Origin of the sequence: Polaribacter sp., from assembly GCF_024639685.1 — a bacterium.
Taxonomy (GTDB): domain Bacteria; phylum Bacteroidota; class Bacteroidia; order Flavobacteriales; family Flavobacteriaceae; genus Polaribacter.
On record NZ_JAHEHX010000018.1, the window covers coordinates 36,314 to 54,879 of the forward strand.

At 30.5% G+C, this 18,566-nt stretch carries 15 protein-coding genes and 3 tRNA genes; 6 read left to right on the forward strand and 12 right to left on the reverse strand.

Annotation, left to right across the window (positions count from 1 at the left end; all coding sequences use genetic code 11):
* Positions 1 to 25: 25 nt before the first annotated feature.
* From Q0L44_RS05225 to Q0L44_RS05250, 6 genes are all read right to left on the reverse strand, one after another.
* Positions 26 to 460: a hypothetical protein gene (locus Q0L44_RS05225; protein WP_296636229.1), complete on the reverse strand. Its 435-nt coding sequence runs from the start codon at positions 458 to 460 to the stop codon at positions 26 to 28.
* A 12-nt stretch (positions 461 to 472) separates the two neighbouring features.
* The gene (locus Q0L44_RS05230) at positions 473 to 604 is read right to left on the reverse strand and encodes a hypothetical protein (protein WP_296636230.1); all 132 of its coding nucleotides are present in this window, start codon (positions 602 to 604) and stop codon (positions 473 to 475) included.
* 266 nt (positions 605 to 870) lie between these two features.
* On the reverse strand, positions 871 to 1,392 hold the full coding sequence (locus Q0L44_RS05235) for a hypothetical protein (RefSeq protein ID WP_296636233.1): 522 nt from the start codon (positions 1,390 to 1,392) through the stop codon (positions 871 to 873).
* A gap of 254 nt (positions 1,393 to 1,646) precedes the next feature.
* Positions 1,647 to 3,377 (reverse strand): BspA family leucine-rich repeat surface protein, encoded by a 1,731-nt coding sequence (locus tag Q0L44_RS05240; protein WP_296636236.1) that lies wholly within the window; start codon positions 3,375 to 3,377, stop codon positions 1,647 to 1,649.
* Positions 3,378 to 3,578: 201 nt separating this feature from the next.
* Entirely contained in the window at positions 3,579 to 5,336 is a 1,758-nt protein-coding gene (locus Q0L44_RS05245) for a BspA family leucine-rich repeat surface protein (protein WP_296636239.1), read from the reverse strand.
* A gap of 119 nt (positions 5,337 to 5,455) precedes the next feature.
* Entirely contained in the window at positions 5,456 to 6,871 is a 1,416-nt protein-coding gene (locus Q0L44_RS05250; RefSeq protein WP_296636241.1) for a hypothetical protein, read from the reverse strand.
* A gap of 273 nt (positions 6,872 to 7,144) precedes the next feature.
* Here Q0L44_RS05250 and Q0L44_RS05255 point away from each other — a divergent pair, with 273 nt between their 5' ends.
* The 4 genes from Q0L44_RS05255 to Q0L44_RS05270 all read left to right on the forward strand — a co-directional run bounded on the left by Q0L44_RS05255 (position 7,145) and on the right by Q0L44_RS05270 (position 9,704).
* On the forward strand, positions 7,145 to 7,291 hold the full coding sequence (locus Q0L44_RS05255) for a hypothetical protein (RefSeq protein ID WP_296636244.1): 147 nt from the start codon (positions 7,145 to 7,147) through the stop codon (positions 7,289 to 7,291).
* A complete protein-coding gene (locus Q0L44_RS05260) occupies positions 7,288 to 7,617 on the forward strand; it encodes a nucleotide pyrophosphohydrolase (RefSeq protein ID WP_296636246.1) in 330 nt (109 codons plus the stop codon). The genes Q0L44_RS05255 and Q0L44_RS05260 overlap by 4 nt, the downstream gene beginning before the upstream one ends.
* A complete protein-coding gene (locus Q0L44_RS05265) occupies positions 7,614 to 9,338 on the forward strand; it encodes a DUF2075 domain-containing protein (protein WP_296636248.1) in 1,725 nt (574 codons plus the stop codon). Before Q0L44_RS05260 ends, Q0L44_RS05265 begins: the two co-directional genes overlap by 4 nt.
* A 129-nt stretch (positions 9,339 to 9,467) precedes the next feature.
* Complete coding sequence (locus tag Q0L44_RS05270) at positions 9,468 to 9,704, forward strand: hypothetical protein (protein ID WP_296636250.1); 237 nt, start codon at positions 9,468 to 9,470, stop codon at positions 9,702 to 9,704.
* 264 nt (positions 9,705 to 9,968) lie between these two features.
* Here Q0L44_RS05270 and Q0L44_RS05275 read toward each other — a convergent pair.
* The 4 genes from Q0L44_RS05275 to Q0L44_RS05290 form a co-directional block, all read right to left on the reverse strand.
* A tRNA-Arg gene (locus tag Q0L44_RS05275) sits at positions 9,969 to 10,042 on the reverse strand.
* A gap of 29 nt (positions 10,043 to 10,071) precedes the next feature.
* A tRNA-Pro gene (locus Q0L44_RS05280) sits at positions 10,072 to 10,146 on the reverse strand.
* 11 nt (positions 10,147 to 10,157) lie between these two features.
* Positions 10,158 to 10,240 (reverse strand) — tRNA-Ser (locus Q0L44_RS05285).
* A gap of 99 nt (positions 10,241 to 10,339) precedes the next feature.
* On the reverse strand, positions 10,340 to 12,403 hold the full coding sequence (locus Q0L44_RS05290; RefSeq protein ID WP_296636252.1) for an HDIG domain-containing metalloprotein: 2,064 nt from the start codon (positions 12,401 to 12,403) through the stop codon (positions 10,340 to 10,342).
* Positions 12,404 to 12,518: 115 nt separating this feature from the next.
* Between Q0L44_RS05290 and Q0L44_RS05295 the strand changes: the two genes are divergently transcribed.
* Together Q0L44_RS05295 and Q0L44_RS05300 are read left to right on the forward strand one after the other, a co-directional pair.
* Positions 12,519 to 13,694, forward strand: coding sequence for an acetyl-CoA C-acyltransferase (locus Q0L44_RS05295; protein WP_296636253.1), 1,176 nt, complete (start codon positions 12,519 to 12,521; stop codon positions 13,692 to 13,694).
* An 18-nt stretch (positions 13,695 to 13,712) separates the two neighbouring features.
* Positions 13,713 to 14,480, forward strand: a complete 768-nt coding sequence (locus Q0L44_RS05300; RefSeq protein WP_296636256.1) for a C40 family peptidase — start codon at positions 13,713 to 13,715, stop codon at positions 14,478 to 14,480.
* 52 nt (positions 14,481 to 14,532) lie between these two features.
* Here Q0L44_RS05300 and Q0L44_RS05305 read toward each other — a convergent pair whose 3' ends face one another.
* Positions 14,533 to 15,909, reverse strand: coding sequence for a tetratricopeptide repeat protein (locus Q0L44_RS05305; RefSeq protein WP_296636259.1), 1,377 nt, complete (start codon positions 15,907 to 15,909; stop codon positions 14,533 to 14,535).
* Positions 15,910 to 15,927: 18 nt separating this feature from the next.
* On the reverse strand, positions 15,928 to 18,450 hold the full coding sequence (gene gyrA / locus Q0L44_RS05310) for a DNA gyrase subunit A (protein ID WP_296636261.1): 2,523 nt from the start codon (positions 18,448 to 18,450) through the stop codon (positions 15,928 to 15,930).
* Positions 18,451 to 18,566: the final 116 nt, after the last annotated feature.

Genomic DNA, 18,566 nt, shown 5'->3' on the forward strand with positions numbered 1-18,566 from the left:
GCACCCCTTTTTTATTCTTATCCGTTTAATCTCCTTTTTTGTAGTGTTCTACTAAATAAGTTTTTTCACAATAGAAATTCATATAAAATTCACTATAAGAATTAGGTGTAGGCATTTTCATTTCAATTTGAAAGAAATTAAGTTGTTCTTCATATAAAACCTTATTAGATTTGTCGTATAATACAAGAGCTTTTTCACCAATTGTTTCACTTTCACAATCAATCTTCTGTAAAGTAACTTGTGTTTTAACCTTACCTTCATAACCATCAAATTCTTTTTCTTCTGGAAGAATTATTTTATACCAAACATAACCCTCTTTAGCTATCTTGTAATAAAGTTCTTTGCCATCTTCTTCTGTTTCAATGTACTTATAGCCATCATATTCTTTATTAAATTCTTTGTCTTGTGTATATCCAATAACTGTTATTAGAAATACTACTACTGTTATTATTTTTCTCATCTTTATTAGTTTTTAATCGTAATGTTCTTCAACTCTTCCTTCTATAACCTCCCCCATAGTAATAAACTCTTCCTGAAAATCTTGAATTTTATAATTATTAATCGTTAATAAATATTCAGAGTTGTACAACGCAACGTCAATCATATATCTTAATCTCTCATCTTCAAAAGTAAAAGTTCGCTTATAGAATTAAATATCTTCATTTACTTTTAATCATTATTGAGAGCCTATATTTCTCAAAAATAAGAAAAATAAAATTTTAGAGGTGTATTGGTTAAATAAAGGTTTCAATTTGTATTGATAAATGGAAAAATACTATAGGTAATATTGAAGATGATAAAATTTTTAATAATAAAAAAACACCTACATTTCTGTAAGTGTTCTTTATTTAGAAAAATTAATTACTAATTTTAGAAGTTGTATCTTATACCAAGAGATAATTTAAAAATACTCTCAGATACATCATCTGCAGTATAGTTTAAGTAATCTGCATTTGCAGCAACACCCCATTTTCCTCCTAAAGAAAAATTGTAAGTAGCTCCTAAAATAAAACCAGAGTCAGCATCAGAAGTTACTTCTGTTCCATAACCCTCTACAACCGTTGAAACAAAAGCGTATTGTGGCTTTATATCAAAAGCTCCGAAAGAAATCATAGGACCTATGCCTAAATAACCTACTCCAGCTATAATCTCATCATCATCGGAAGCCACGTGACCACTTGCGCCCCAATTTAATGTTGCACCCCAAGTTTCATTAAAGCGATAACCTGCGTTAATTAGCCCAAGCTCTAAGCCTGAGTCAACTACATCAGCTAAATCACCAGTTGGTGCTGCAACACCTGAACTAACACCAATATACCCTTTAGAGTCCTGCGCAAAAGACTGAGTAATAGATAAAGTGACAATTGTTAATAATAAAAATACTTTTTTCATTTTAATTTGTTTTTATATTATTATCAATATACGAATTATTTTTCGATTATCTAAATTATTTTTTAGAAAATAGCTGAATTGAAGGAGGAAGATATGCCTATGGTTTATTAGTTATATTTCATAATCTCAGCCTATCATACAATTCAACAATATTCATTCTACGTTAACCACTTACATAATAATTGCAGACTTAATAAAGCATAAAAAAACCCAAACATTTCTGCAAGGGCTTATTAAATTATTTTAAGTCTGTCTTAATTCTTTATAAATTTTCTATTGGTTTGCCCAACACCATCTGATATTCTAATCAGATACACACCGCTTGGCAATGCTTGTACATTGATGTTGTTTGTATTCTTTATAGAAAGCACTTCTTTGCCTAATACATTGTAAATTGATACTGATATCGGAGTATCATTCCCTGAAATAATTAAACTATTCTCTACAGGGTTAGGATAAATAGAAATATCTGTTAAGTTTTTGTCGTCTATTGAGGCTGTAGAACAGTTTAAACCTGCATCTTCAATAGTCCACCCATAGGTGTCTATTATACTTTGTCTCGCATCTCCAGCAGTACAATACTGAAAATTAGGATTATTAAGCGTAACACCTTGTTGTAATGTTAATGAAGACCAACCTATTAAAAGTGCATCGTAATTTTCTACAGAGAAACCTGTCACACCTTCAAATAAACTATCCATATTAGTAACATTACTTACATCCCAAGAACCAATATCTTGATTGAAAGAGGTTGCATTATAAAACATTCTCCTCATCGTAGTTACACTACTTACATCCCAAGAACCAATATCTTGATTAAAACTACTCGCATAACTAAACATTCTAGATATATCAATCACATTACTTACATCCCAAGCACTGATGTCTTGATTGAAAGAATTAGCGCCAGTAAACATACTTGAAATATTAGTTACACTACTTACATCCCAACCACTTATATCTTGATTAAAACTTCTAGCAAAATAAAACATAAGGTTCATTGTTTGAACATTACTAACATCCCAAGCACTAATGTCTCCGTTAAAAACTGTTTCTCTAAATGCTTCACTCATATCTGTCACATTACTAACATCCCAATCTGGCATTGCACCATACTCACTATCACTACACATACCATCTACAGGATTAGTAAATAAACAATTGTTTATGGCATTTTGAAAATTAGCATCTGTAATGGGGGTTAATTCATTTGAGTTATGACAACCTGCAGCTTTTCCTGCATCTTCAATAGTCCACCCATAGGTGTCTATTATACTTTGTCTCGCATCTCCAGCAGTACAATACTGAAAATTAGGATTATTAAGCGTAACACCTTGTTGTAATGTTAATGAAGACCAACCTATTAAAAGTGCATCGTAATTTTCTACAGAGAAACCTGTCACACCTTCAAATAAACTATCCATATTAGTAACATTACTTACATCCCAAGAACCAATATCTTGATTGAAAGAGGTTGCATTATAAAACATTCTCCTCATCGTAGTTACACTACTTACATCCCAAGAACCAATATCTTGATTAAAACTACTCGCATAACTAAACATTCTAGATATATCAATCACATTACTTACATCCCAAGCACTGATGTCTTGATTGAAAGAATTAGCGCCAGTAAACATACTTGAAATATTAGTTACACTACTTACATCCCAACCACTTATATCTTGATTAAAACTTCTAGCAAAATAAAACATAAGGTTCATTGTTTGAACATTACTAACATCCCAAGCACTAATGTCTCCGTTAAAAACTGTTTCTCTAAATGCTTCACTCATATCTGTCACATTACTAACATCCCAATCTGGCATTGCACCATACTCACTATCACTACACATACCATCTACAGGATTAGTAAATAAACAATTGTTTATGGCATTTTGAAAATTAGCATCTGTAATAGGGGTTTGTGCTTTGATATTTGCTGTAAATCCAATAACAAATAAAGTAAATAGTATTTTTTTCATAATAATCTAAATTTTAATTAAATATAATTAAATATAATTAAATTTATATATCTCCTTTAAATACACTAACATAAGTATCTGTAACTTCTCCTTTACCATCTAAAACTTCTATTTAAATACTTACGTAATAATTTCAAACTTTTGGGCATAAAAAAACCCAAACATTGCTGAATGGGTTGTTTATAGTATTTTAAGTCTGTCTTAATTCTTAATAAATTTTCTATTGGTTTGCCCAACACCATCTGATATTCTAATCACATACACACCGCTTGGTAATGCTTGTACATTGATGTTATTTGTATTCTTTATAGAAAGCACTTGTTTACCTAATACATTATAAATTGATACTGATATAGGAGTATCATTCCCTGAAATAATTAAACTATTCTCTACAGGGTTAGGATAAATAGAAATATTTGTTAAGTATTGGTCATTTATACTTGCAGTTGGACAACTACCCCAAACAGGTTTATTTTCTTCTGTTAATGGTGAATTAGAACTAAAACCATCAGGCTCTGAACTTATATTAGAAACACACCAATTAGATATGTCTTGATTGAAAGATGATGCAGAATTAAACATATAACCCATATCAGTAACACTACTCACATCCCAAGAACCAATGTCTTGATTGAAAGATGATGCAAAATTAAACATTTGATCCATATTAGTCACACTACTCACATCCCAAGCACCTATATCTTGATTAAAAACGTATGCATCCAGAAACATAGCTCTCATATTTGTCACATTACTCACATCCCAAGAACCAATGTCTTGATTGAAAGATGATGCAAAATTAAACATTTGATCCATATTAGTCACACTACTCACATCCCAAGAACCAATGTCTTGATTGAAAGATGATACATACGCAAACATATATCTCATATCAGTCACACTACTAACATCCCAACCTCCAATGTCTTGATTGAAATATGATGCAGAATTAAACATATAACTCATATCAGTAACACTACTAACATCCCAAGCGCTAATGTCTCCGTTAAAAACTGTTTCTTCAAATGCTTCACTCATATCTGTCACATTACTAACATCCCAATCAGGCATTGCACCATATTCACTATCACTACACATTCCGTCTTCGGGGTTCGTTGATAAACAAGTGTTTATTGCCTCTTGAAAATTAGCATCTGTAATGGGGGTTTGTGTATTAGTTTCAGAATTATATAAATTAGCTATTTCTTCTTCTGTTAATGCTTTGTCCCAAATGCCGATGTCATCTATTTTAGCATCTGCATCGTACCACCAACCATTAGCTTGATTTGATACACCTATGGAGAGCCCAGAGGTTCCCACATTGTTCATCACAATATTTGATGAAGTGTTTGCAACCAGATTATTATTAATATATAATTTTAAATTTGTACCATCGTAAGTCATTATAACGTGGTGCCAAGTGTTTAATGTCAGAGGCGAGTTGTTAGAAGCAATTACACTATTTTCTGGAAGGCTTTGAGACTGATTTGAACCTTGAGCTAAAATAAACCCTCGAGTTCTGTTATCGTTAAAATCTAAACCCCAAACCTGACCATTAGGATTTGAATATCCATATTGAAATCTTGTAATAATCCTAGAGTTTTTATCATTAGGATTTGCAGGGTCGTAATATGAACGCGGATAAACCCAAGCGCTTACGGTTAGATTACTTGAATTAAATTGCGATGAGTACGGAATGTAAATTTCATTATTTCTCTGTCCCCAACTTTTTTCCTCCAAGTCAAAATCATAGGCAGAATTTGTTTGACCCAATCTATCATTTGTCAATTCTGTACTTCCGACTACAGTTCCATTGTTTCCATTACCACTTTCATCATTAGCATTTCCATTAAAAGGATAATAAGCTACTAAACCGTCTGTTGGAAAATAAGAAGGGACTTGTGCATTGATATTTGCTGTAAATCCAATAACAAATAAAGTAAATAGTATTTTTTTCATAATAATCTCATTTTCAATCAAATATAATAAAAAAACTATTAGCCTTTGAAAACACTAACATAGGTATCAGTAACTTCTTCTTTACCATCTAACAAGCGAAGCTAACAAATGATGAAAAACTAAATCTTATTATAAAATTTTATTAATTTGTTTTCCATCAATTCATTGTCTGGTATGGAAACCAATTCTTCTTTAAATAGTTTATCTAAGCTGTGCTTGTCTCTAATAACAATAGGATATAATTCCCTTACTCTTTTTTCTAATAAACTTTTTATAAGTTTTACATCTCGTTTAGTTGTTAAAATGCAATCGTGAATTATTAAAGCAAATTTATCTTTAGGTATTTTTTTATAAACCTCAACAAATATATTAGCTTCAGCACTTTGACCAATATGACTAACTTTCTTATAATCCTCTTTGTCTTTTATGTTATTAATCCAATTAAAAACATTTGGAAATAACTCTATGAGAGCTTTGTTACCGTCATTTCTATAATTCTTAGCATTAATGATAGTTAATATTTCTTTTTTAAGATTATAATAGTTTTGAATCTTACTAAAGTATTCTGAGTTTTCTTTAACATACTTATAAATACCACCATTTAAAACTAAGCTAAGACACAAATCATACTCATCTTGAAATGTGTCACTCCAATTTGATTTAGTCCATTTAAGCCACTCTAAAAATATAATAGATGGTTGGGCAGAACTCATATCAACTTCCCATATATGGTTATTAGTTTTAGTCCTAAGACACTTTCTAACTTGTCTAGGCATAAAAGCAAAAGTATGATAGACTCTTCCCGATTTAGCACTAGAAGTCAAGTAATTTACATACTGTTCTAGTAATTTTTTCGGGTCATCAACATTATTTAAATTTACAAATCGTTTATAAAAATCTTCATACCTCTTTTTCTTATTTATGTAGTTTTTGTCTTTAGACAATTTTAACGCTAATTGGTCTAAAAACATCTCAACCTCTGCATCTGTCATTCTATCAAATTCATTCTCTTTGACATAATCAAAAGGGTCAAAGTAAGCATCAACTAAAAAATCTTGTTTTTCTATAACACTTAATTTAGCTGTATTGGTAGCAATCTTTTTATACAAGGGGTTATCCAAAACCTCTCTAATTCTTTCTTCATTAATACGGTTGTATTGACGTCTAAATTTTTCTGTTTTAATATCAATATCCTCTATTCCTAACTTAACAGCTTTGTCAGTTAATCTAAATGATTTAGAAAATCTATTAGTTGAGTAAGTGTTGTTAATTTGTAATATACCCAAGCCTAACAAACAATTTTCAATATCCTTATAATTCCTATTAGTTAAATATCTTTTTAAAAAACTTGAATGTAGATTAACAAATTCCTCATAAGGTTGTTCTCGTTGAATGTTAATACAAGCAACTGAAGTAATAAACCAATTACATCTATCAAATAATAATAACTTTTTCTCCTCTGTTGATTGTCTTTTGTATTGAGAAGAGGTAGTTAGTAATTCAAAAAAACCATTAATTGTATAAAGTGTTTTCAAAACTGCACCACATATGATAAGATAGATTACTAAGATACTAAAATCTTAGTGAGATATCTTATTTCTAATATAAATTAATACGTAAATAATATTACTTCTAATATTGAATTAATAATATTAATATAATTTTAATTATGGTATTACAGTTGTATTTCAATTAATTAAGAAAATAAATGGTTAATACATAATATCCTAATATATATTGATATATATTGATATATAAGTAAAGCTAGTTTTTATTTAATTTTCATTAAATTGCTATCAACAATTAAATTGGAATTAAGATTAAATAAGCACATTCATCTCTTAGTTGGTATAGATGTTGTAGCTGTTCCTACTGGAATAATAATTGCTTCATTTGTAGAGGTTTTAAATGAAGACAAAAGCAAAAATACTACAGAAATAAGTAAAATCCTATGAGTGATATAAAGATAATAACTGATAAATTAATTGAGTTTAGAAATGAACGTGATTGGGAACAATTCCATAATCCAAAAGACTTAGCTTTAGCAATAAATATCGAATCAAGTGAATTACTTGAAGAGTTCTTGTGGAAAAAATACGAAGATGCTAAAATTGAAAAAGTAAAAGAAGAATTAGCTGATGTTTTTGCTTACGCTTTTTTACTTGCAGAAAAATATGACTTTAATGTAAAACAAATAGTTTTTGAAAAAATAGAAAGTAATGGGAAAAAATACCCAATTGACAAAGCAAAGGGAACAGCTAAAAAGTATAATGACCTATGAAACTATCCTTTGACTTATCAGTTGAGGTCTCTGAAAAATATGATTTTAACAAAGAATCATTAAATAAAATAAATGATAATCCTTGGGTAAAAAGTCAATGGCCTTTAGTTTATTTTATACAAAACGATGATAAACGTGTTGCTTATGTTGGTGAATCAACCAATTTTTCGAATCGGATTAAAAATCATTTAGCAAATCCTAAAAAGAGTAATGCATTCAATAAAATATCTATTATTGGTTCTGATAAATTCAACAAATCTGCCACCCTTGATATAGAGTCAAAATTAATCCAGTACATTTCTTCAGAAGGTACTTATGAATTACAAAATGGAAATCACGGATTAATCAATCATAATTACTACCAACAAGATTTATATAAAAATCTGTTTATAGATATTTGGGGAAAATTGATTGAAAATAAAATTGTAAGTAAATCTTTAGAAGAAATAGAGAATTCTGAACTTTTTAAATACTCTCCATATAAATCACTTAACGAAGACCAATACAATTCCGTTTTAGAAATTATTGAAGCTCTGACTGAAAAAAAATCCAACAAAATCTTTATTAAAGGTAGTGCAGGTACAGGAAAAACAATTCTTGCCACCTATTTAATTAAGCTACTTGGTTCTGATGTTTCTGATACTAATATAGATGATTTTAGTGATAATGAAATACAAGAAATTAACCTAATAAGAGCATATAAAATAAAATACCCAAAAGCAGAAATTGGATTTGTTGTTGCAATGAGTTCTTTACGAAAGACTTTGCAAAATGTATTTAGAAAAATACCCGAATTAAAATCATCAATGATAATTAGTCCCTCGGACACTTTCAAAAAAGAATATGATTTATTAATTGTTGATGAAGCCCATCGATTAAGACAATATAAAAACATTGGTTGGATGGGTGTTTTTAAGAAGAATAACAGAAAACTTGGACTTGACGATACAGGGACTGAGTTAGATTGGATAATTGCAAATAGCAAGAATCAGATATTTTTTTACGATTCAGCACAATCTGTTAAACCTTCAGATATTCCTTCATCTCATTTTGATAAATTATTAAACAAACCTGATACGATAGAAATAAAACTAAAATCACAAATGCGTTCTAATGGAGGAAACGACTATATCACATTTGTTGATGACTTGCTAAATATTAAACGTGAGAATAAAGATTTTTTTAGACCTGATAATTATGATGTTGTTGTTTTTGATTCGATGAAAGATATGTACGAGCAATTATCTATCAAGGAAGAAAAATATGGATTATGTAGATTAATTGCTGGTTATTCTTGGCCTTGGGTATCTCAAAAAGATACAAGTGCGATTGATATTTCAATTGATGGTGTTAATTTACAATGGAACAAAACTGATAAAGATTGGATAAATTCAGATGATTCTTTTGAACAAGTTGGTTGTATACATACAACACAAGGTTACGACTTAAATTACACAGGGGTTATTTTTGGAGAAGAAATTTCGTTTAACGAGGTAACCCAACAAATTGAAATTGACAAATCAAAGTATTTTGATAAAAATGGAAAAAGAGGTATTGAGGATATAGAAGAATTAAAAGAATATATAATTAATATTTACAAAACGATAATGTATAGAGGTATAAAAGGTGTTTATATTTATGCTTGTGACAAAAATTTACGTAAATATTTTAAGAAACATATTTCTACATATGAATATGGAAACAAGTTAAGAAATAAATAGTTATCAAAGCAATCGTTAGAAAAATTATTTACACATTACATTTCTTATCTATGGAGGGTTTATACCTAGACATAAAGATAGGCTTCAATAAATTTATTAGAGTTCGTTTTTGGTAAACTATTTTATACTATGAATCATTTAGAGTTTTTTATTAATAGAGTAAATGTGAATGATGTACCCACTCTAAATAAAGAGCAATTTAAGTTTATACTCAAAGCTATAAATCTCGAAGGACAAATTCAAGCTTTAGATACTGTAGATAATAAAATAATGGTGTCAGAACAAAGACAAAAACTACTAAAAGAATTTAATAAGTTAACAAAAAGAAGAAAACCAGAATTAATTTATAAAGATTTACATTTCTAAGATATTTAGTTTAATGAGATTAAGCAATAAATGAATTTGTAGAAATGGAATACTAAGTATTTTTTTGGCTTGTTTTACCTTAAAAAATTAAATGTGTGTCAAATGTGTGTCAATTCTATGCCAAAATCATAAACTAATTTAAAATAAAATCTTAAATTTACAGAAGTGACAAGTGACTTTAAAAGGTATGGAAATTGTTGTTAACCCTTATAAAAATTAAGTTTTACCCAACAAAAAAGCTTCACATTTCTGTGAAGCTTTAAGTGAGCCCTGAAGGATTCGAACCTTCGACCGCCTCCTTAGAAGGGAGGTGCTCTATCCAGCTGAGCTAAGAGCCCGTAGTTTTTATGTTTCTACGAAAACAGTGTCGGGGTGGCAGGATTCGAACCTGCGACCTCCTCGTCCCAAACGAGGCGCGATGACCGGGCTACGCTACACCCCGAGTGCAATTTGCGGAGAGACAGGGACTCGAACCCTGGCGACCAAAAAGGTCGACAGATTAGCAATCTGCTGCATTACCACTCTGCCACCTCTCCAAATAATTCAACTATTAAATAGTAGAAATAAATTGCGAGTGCAAATGTAATATTACAAATGTAATTTACCAAGGTTTTTTATCCTTTTTATTATTTTTTTTATTCAGGGTATTCTACACGTAAATGGTAGATATTCATTAACTTTTTCTTAATCACCTTTTTAATAATTTTTATCTCTCTAAACGTAATATCTGAATTTAAAAATTGATTGTCAGACATCTGTTTATCTATTATTTTATCTATCAATAAGTTAATAGATTGTGCAGTTGGGTTTTGAATACTTTTAGAAGCTGCCTCTGCTGCATCACACATCATTAAAATAGCTGTTTCTTTAGAAAAAGGTATAGGGCCTTTGTATTTAAAGAGATCAATTGGTATTGTAGTATCTGGATTTTGCTCTTGCTCTTTCTTATAAAAATAATAAGTAGAACTTGTACCATGATGTGTTCTTATAAAATCTATTATACGATCAGGTAAATTATACTTTTTAGCCAACTCTACCCCCTTTATAACATGATCTATAATTATTTTACTACTATCTCGTGGTGATAAATCATTGTGTGGATTAACGCTTGTTGCTTGATTTTCTATAAAATACATGGGATTTAGCATTTTACCAATATCATGATACAAAGCCCCAGTTCTTACCAGCATAGAATTGGCACTTATTTCATTTGCTGCAGCTTCTGCTAAATTTGCTACTTGCATAGAATGCTGAAATGTACCTGGTGCTTTTTCATTTAACTCTCTTAATAATTTAGTATTTGTATTCGATAATTCTAAAAGTGTTACATCTGATACAAGTCCAAATACTTTTTCATAAATGTAGATTAAAATAATAGATAGAAAAGACAACAGTCCATTCATGGCAAAAAGGAAAAAATAATCCCAATTTATTTGAGATATATTACCTTCTTTAATTACAGAAAAAGCAAAATAAGTTAGCATGTAAATACCTGTAATTTGTGCTACCGAAATAAATAAATTAGCTCTTTTATATAGTTCAGATACTGAAAGTATAGTAACAATACCTGCAATTATATGCAAATAGATAAACTCAAAACTATTAGGTACAATATAGCCTAACAACAATACGGTTAATACATGAGTGAACAACCCTAACCTTGCATCAAAAAAAGCTTTTATAATAATGGGTAGTATACTTAAAGGTACAATATACAGGTAGTCAGAATTGAATTTAATGACCAATGTTTGTATAAAAATTATAGCAAATACATTAAAAAATATGAAAGTAACTTTATTGTTGTTTTCATAAATTTCAAAGCGATATTTATGAAGAAAAAGTAACAACATTAACAAAGCTAAAGCTACTAATATAGTATATCCTAAAACAATCCAATTATAATTAGAATCTGTCCAAATTTTAGACTCAGATTCGCTTTTTAAAGAGTTTAGAATCGCTAGTTTTTTCCCTTCAACAATATCTCCTTTTAAAATAATAAGCTCTCCTTCAGACACCTTGCCTTTGGTATACGAGATTCTGTTAATCTCTTTATCAATAATTTTTTCCGTAAAGAGTTTATCATAAGACACATTCGGTTTTATGACACTTGCAAGTGTATTTAGGAGTAGTTTTTTATTTAGTAAAAGAGGGGGTTCTTCTAAAGAACTATTAATTACATTTAACACTTCTTTAGTCGTTAAAATAGTTTTAAACAATACATCTTCTACTTCATTTTCCTTTTTTAAAGCAATAATTTCATCTTCTTTAACTAAAAAATCATCTTCTACCGTTTCTAAAAAACCAAAATCATAAATTTTTTTAATTATATTTTCTCCCAAAGCTGTAAGCTCTATAAGAGCTGTTATATCTAGAGAATCATTAAATTTTTGATTAGAAATTTTATTTCGAAAAGCAGTAGTTACTTCATTTAAAACTTTTGTATCGTATTGGTAATATAGCTTTGCATTTGATTTAATTTGTTGCTTTTCCAAACTAATTTCATCTGCTGTTTTTTGAATAGCTAAATCGAACGTAGCATACAAATTATCATATTTCCATAACTGCCCATTATTAAAATCGTATTTAAACTGTCCTCCTTTTGGAAACAAGTAAACAATAGCAATTGTGGTAAATAAAAATAAGAGTACTTTATAAATGGTGGTATTATTTCTGTATATTTTATTGATAAAATCACTCATAAAAACAAGACTTATATAAACAAACTTACAGTAAAAAAATGAGTGGTAAAAATTAAGGTTTCTTTTTGATTTAAAATGGTTATTTTCGTACGACCAATAAAACAAAAAAATACATATGAAAGAAGTTGTAATCGTATCTGTAGCAAGAACACCTATAGGTAGTTTTATGGGAAGTTTATCAGCAATACCAGCTCCAAAATTAGGAGCAACAGCTATAAAAGGAGCATTAGACAAAATAAACCTAAATCCTCAGTTAGTACAAGAGGTTTTTATGGGGAATGTAGTTTCTGCTGGCTTAGGTCAGGCTCCTGCAAGACAGGCAGCCATCTATGCAGGTATTCCAGATAGCGTTCCATGTACAACCGTAAATAAAGTATGTGCCTCTGGAATGAAAGCTATTATGTTAGCAGCACAAACTATTGCTTTAGGAGATGCTGATGTTGTAGTTGCTGGGGGAATGGAAAATATGAGTGAAATACCTCATTATCAACACGCTAGAAATGGATCTAAATTTGGGCCTATTACATTAGAGGACGGAATGCAGAAAGATGGATTAGTAGATGCATATCAAAGAGTAGCAATGGGAGTTTGTGCGGATGAATGTGCTGCTACTCACAATTTCTCTAGAGAAGATCAAGATGCATTTGCAATTCAGTCTTATAACAGATCTGCTAAAGCTTGGGCTACAGGAAAATTCAACGATGAAATTGTACCTGTTTCTATACCTCAACGAAGAGGAGAACCTATTATTTTTTCTGAAGATGAGGAATTTAAAAATGTTAAAAAAGAAAAAATACCAGCATTAAGACCTGCCTTTACAAAAGAAGGAACTGTTACCGCAGCTAATGCATCTACTATAAATGATGGTGGAGCTGCATTGGTTTTAATGTCAGCAGATAAAGCTAAGGAACTTCATCTAACTCCTATTGCTAAAATAAAAAGTTACGCAGACGCAGCTCACGAACCAAAATGGTTTACCACTGCCCCTGCAAAAGCTTTACCTAAGGCATTAGCAAAAGCAAATATATCTATTGATGATGTAGACTACTTTGAGTTAAATGAAGCGTTTTCTGTAGTTGGTTTAGCTAACATGAAATTATTAGGTATTACCGATAAAAACACAAACGTAAATGGTGGTGCTGTCTCTTTAGGACATCCTTTAGGAGTATCTGGTGCTAGAATTGTTATTGCTTTAACATCTGTATTAAAACAAAATAATGGTAACATTGGAGCTGCTGCTATTTGTAACGGTGGTGGTGGTGCTAGTGCTCTAATTTTAGAAAGCATATAATCTATTAAACACACTTTTTTGTTCGGAATTTGTAATTTAAGTATAGTGCCTTTAAGGGCCGAACCTTCAGATCAATCAGAAATGATTAGTCAAGTATTGTTTGGTGACTATTTTACAATTATTGAAAAAAATAAATGTTGGAGTAAAATAAAAATGGCTTTCGACCATTTTGAAGGATACATAGATCACAAACAATTTGTAGAAATTAGTGAAACGCAGTTTATTGCGCTATCAGAATCTGAGCATACATATGCAGCTGAAATTATAGCGTTTAGCAGCAATACAAACAAAGATTTTTTTACGATTCCTTTAGGTGCTCATCTCCCGTATTATGTTAACAAACAATTTCAAATTAATTCAGAGATCTATCATTTTGAGGGTACCGTTTTAAAAGGCTGTTTACCAAAAACAGAACTCTTACAGAGAGCACATGTCTATTTAAACAGTCCATTTTTATGGGGAGGTAAAACACCTTTTGGTATAGATTGTTCTGGTTTTACTCAAATGGTCTATAAACTTTGTGGCTACAAGCTATTAAGAAACGCTAAAGAACAGGCTACTCAAGGAGAAGTGTTAAGTTTTATAGAAGAGAGTGAACCTGGAGATCTTGCGTTTTTTGATAATGAAGATGGTGAAATTATTCATGTAGGTATTATTTTAAACAACTACACAATAATACATGCACATGGTAAGGTAAGAATAGATACTTTAGACCATAGTGGTATCTATAATTCAGATCTACAAAAACATACGCACAAACTTAGAGTTATTAAAAAAATAATCTAAAAAAAAACCGAAATCAAATTGATTTCGGTTTTTTTTTAGATATATGAGTAATTTACATTCCTCTCATTTTTTTATAGATAGGTCTTAGCACGTCTGCTTTTTCTTCCATTCTTAAAATATCAAAAATATTCAAAAGAGACTTTACTGTATCTGGAGAACGCTTAATATTATCTGCTTTTTCTAGGAAAGGTAATGCTTTTCTGTATAACTCTTTTTGCTTTCCTTGCAATTCGTCATACTTCTTAAAATTAGATAAGTTTTCGTTCATTTCGTTTACAATCGCTTGTTCACCAGACAAAATTGCCACCGCTAAATTCATGTAAGCATCTCCATATTCAGGATCTAACTCAATAGCTTTTTTATAATATGAAATAGCTTCCTCTGTTTTTTCTTCATTTTGATTTACCACTCCTAGGTTAAAGAAAAGTGTAGGGTTTTTTGGATCTAATTCTATAGCTTGCTGCATTAAAGCACCAAACTTTTCCATGTCTTCTAACTTTATGTACAATTGCGCTTCATTTAGCAATAAGTTTAAATCTTTTGGATTCGATTTTCTTGCCTCTTTGATAGCAACAATTGCCTCTTCTGTTTTTCCTTGTGCAATTAAAATATAGCCGATGTTTTTTACAATATCTGACTTTTTAGAAGGTGTAGGTACATTTTCTGGGGTAATGTAATCTCCAGATTTTACCATTAAATCTCTTTGTGTTTTACCTCCTAAATTTTCTTGAACACCAGTTTCTTTGTTAGTAGCCATATACTGAGTAGTAATACCAGTATACCCTAACGCTAATAACTTATTATAATATTCTAAAGAAGTATCATAATCTTTGCTTAAAGAAGCACTTACAGCTGCGTTATATACAAAAGAAGTATCTGTTGGACTTAACTGATATGTTAGGTAGAAGTTTTTTGTTGCTACTTCTAAATAATTATGATATTGAAGAGTGGTTTTATAATTTTTATAATTCTTAAGTCCTTCAGCACTTAGTCCTAATAAATCATCAATAGTAACGTCATTATATGTTCTATAAAATTCGTCAACTGTTGGTTTTAATTTTAAACCATTATTATAGGCAGTTATGGCTTTTTTAGAAACAAACTGAGTTAGCTCCGTTACTTTTGTTTTTGCGGCTGAACTGTACTTAGACTTTTTAGTTTTTTGTTCATAATCAAATAAACTATTGTAAGCAGCTACGGCTTTTTCCACATTTGTTTTACCATATACTTGGCCTTTGAAAAAATAATATTTGGCTTTGTATTTTGCCTCCATAGTATCTTCCATGCTCTCTATAGACTGAATTGCTGTTCTTGCAGTAGCTACATCATTCTTTTTTAATGCTTTTTCTGCAATTTTTAATTCGTCTTTTTGCGCTGACATACCCATTGTTATTAATCCTAAAGAAAGCGCTACTAATTGTTTTTTCATTTTTATTCTAAATTTGATTTATTTTTCTTCTTGGTGTTCACTTGTATTATTGTCAATATCTGTGCCATCTTTTGTTTCTTCTAAAGATTCGTCTTCAGTTTCTTCCTCATGAACCACTTTTGCAACAGCAGCAATACTGTCATCATCTTTAATATTAATTAAACGAACACCTTGTGTTGCACGTCCCATAACTCTTAAGTCTTCTACAGCCATTCTTATAACAAGACCAGATTTATTAATAATCATTAAATCGTTAGAGTCGTCTACGTTCTTAATAGCTACTAAATTACCTGTTTTCTCTGAGATATTTAGTGTTTTTACACCTTTACCACCTCTGTTTGTAATTCTATAATCTTCTAAGCTAGATCTTTTACCATATCCTTTTTCAGAAACTACAAGAATATTACTTTCCATATCATTTACAGCAACCATTCCAATTACCTCATCATTTTCATGCTGTAGCGTAATTCCTCTAACACCAGAAGCTGTTCTACCCATTGGTCTTGTTTTAGCTTCTTCAAATCGGATTGACTTACCAGATGCCAAAGCAAGCATTACTTGACTATCTCCAGTAGTTAATTTTGCCTCTAAAAGTTCGTCACCTTCTTTAATCGTAATTGCGTTAATTCCGTTTGTTCTAGGACGAGAGTATTGCTCTAAAGAGGTCTTTTTAACTTGACCTTTTTTAGTAGCCATAATTACATAATGACTATTGATGTATTCTTCGTCTTTTAAATCTTGAGTTACTAAAAAAGCTTTTACAGAATCGTCTTGTTCGATGTTAATTAGATTCTGCATTGCTCTACCCTTAGTATTTTTACCTCCTTCAGGAATTTCATAAACACGCATCCAAAATACCTTTCCTTTCTGAGTAAAAAACATCATGTATTGATGGTTAGTACCAACAAATAAATGTTCTAAAAAGTCTTCATTCCTAGTAGTAGCTCCTTTTTGCCCTCTACCTCCTCTATTTTGAACCTTATATTCATCTAAATTAGTACGTTTTAAATACCCAGCATTAGAAATGGTAACTACTACTTTGGTATCTGGAATCATGTCCTCGATACGCATATCCCCTCCTGCATACTCTATGATAGATCTTCTTTCGTCTCCATATTTTTCTTTGATATGTAACAACTCATCAGTAATAATTTGATAACGTCTTGGCTCGTTTGCTAAAATATCTTTTAAATCAGCAATAGTAAGCATAATATCATCGAATTCTGCTCTTAATTTATCTTGCTCTAAACCTGTTAATTGACGCAGACGCATTTCTACGATTGCTTTTGCCTGAATTTCTGTTAACTCAAAACGCTCAATTAAACTTGCTCTAGCTTCATCTGCATTAGAAGATGCTCTTATAATTTTAATTACTTCATCTATGTTATCAGATGCTATAATTAAACCTTCTAAGATATGTGCTCTAGCTTCTGCTCTCTTTAATTCATATTTTGTTCTTCGAACAACTACTTCATGTCTGTGTTCTACAAAATAGTGAATAAGTTGTTTTAAATTTAATTGCTCTGGTCTACCATTTACTAATGCAATATTATTTACACTAAATGATGTTTGTAACTGAGTATATTTAAATAATTTATTTAAAACGATATTTGGAATTGCATCTCGTTTTAAAACGTAAACAATTCGCATACCATTCCTATCAGACTCATCTCTAATATTAGCAATACCAGATATTTTCTTTTCATTCACCAAGTCAGCAGTTTTCTTAATCATATCTGCTTTATTTACTTGATATGGAATTTCAGTAACAATAATACACTCACGCCCTTTAACTTCTTCAATCACAGCTTTTGCACGCATTACAATACGTCCACGACCTGTATGAAAAGCATCTCTTACACCATCATAGCCATAAATAATACCACCAGTAGGAAAATCAGGTGCAGTTACATGTTGCATTAATTCATCAATCTCAATATCTCTATTTTCTATGTAAGCAACAGTTCCATTAATAACTTCTGTTAAGTTATGTGGTGCCATATTTGTAGCCATACCTACTGCTATACCAGAAGCTCCATTTACCAATAAATTAGGTATACGAGTTGGCAATACAATTGGTTCTTGTAAAGTATCATCAAAATTTAAAGAATGATCTACAGTATCTTTTTCGATATCTGCTAACATATCTTCTGATATTTTTTGCATTCTAACCTCTGTATAACGCATTGCAGCAGGAGAATCCCCATCAACAGAACCAAAGTTTCCTTGCCCATCTACCATCATGTAACGTACACTCCAGTCCTGTGCCATTCTTACCATAGAATCATAAACAGAAGTATCTCCATGTGGATGATACTTACCCAAAACCTCACCTACAATTCTTGCTGACTTTTTATAAGCTCCTGTAGCTTTAATTCCTAATTCGTGCATTCCATATAACACTCTTCTATGAACAGGTTTTAAACCATCACGCACATCTGGTAGTGCTCTAGATACAATTACAGACATTGAGTAATCAATGTATGCAGACTTCATTTGTTCTTCAATGTTAATTGGAATTAACTTTTCGCCTTCTGCCATATATATTTTATTATTATTTAATCAAAAATTTAAAACAAGGCAAGATACTGTTTCTAATGTTTTTTACAAAGATTATAACGTTTGTAAACCTTCATAGTTATCAACATTTTTTGATA

Coding starts and splice junctions, on each gene's coding strand:
- Q0L44_RS05225 (WP_296636229.1), bottom strand. CDS start 460: ATGAGAAAAATAATAACAGTAGTAGTATTTCTAATAACAGTTATTGGA.
- Q0L44_RS05230 (WP_296636230.1), bottom strand. CDS start 604: ATGATTGACGTTGCGTTGTACAACTCTGAATATTTATTAACGATTAAT.
- Q0L44_RS05235 (WP_296636233.1), bottom strand. CDS start 1,392: ATGAAAAAAGTATTTTTATTATTAACAATTGTCACTTTATCTATTACT.
- Q0L44_RS05240 (WP_296636236.1), bottom strand. CDS start 3,377: ATGAAAAAAATACTATTTACTTTATTTGTTATTGGATTTACAGCAAAT.
- Q0L44_RS05245 (WP_296636239.1), bottom strand. CDS start 5,336: ATGAAAAAAATACTATTTACTTTATTTGTTATTGGATTTACAGCAAAT.
- Q0L44_RS05260 (WP_296636246.1), top strand. CDS start 7,288: ATGAGTGATATAAAGATAATAACTGATAAATTAATTGAGTTTAGAAAT.
- Q0L44_RS05265 (WP_296636248.1), top strand. CDS start 7,614: ATGAAACTATCCTTTGACTTATCAGTTGAGGTCTCTGAAAAATATGAT.
- Q0L44_RS05270 (WP_296636250.1), top strand. CDS start 9,468: ATGAATCATTTAGAGTTTTTTATTAATAGAGTAAATGTGAATGATGTA.
- Q0L44_RS05290 (WP_296636252.1), bottom strand. CDS start 12,403: ATGAGTGATTTTATCAATAAAATATACAGAAATAATACCACCATTTAT.
- Q0L44_RS05295 (WP_296636253.1), top strand. CDS start 12,519: ATGAAAGAAGTTGTAATCGTATCTGTAGCAAGAACACCTATAGGTAGT.
- Q0L44_RS05305 (WP_296636259.1), bottom strand. CDS start 15,909: ATGAAAAAACAATTAGTAGCGCTTTCTTTAGGATTAATAACAATGGGT.
- gyrA (WP_296636261.1), bottom strand. CDS start 18,450: ATGGCAGAAGGCGAAAAGTTAATTCCAATTAACATTGAAGAACAAATG.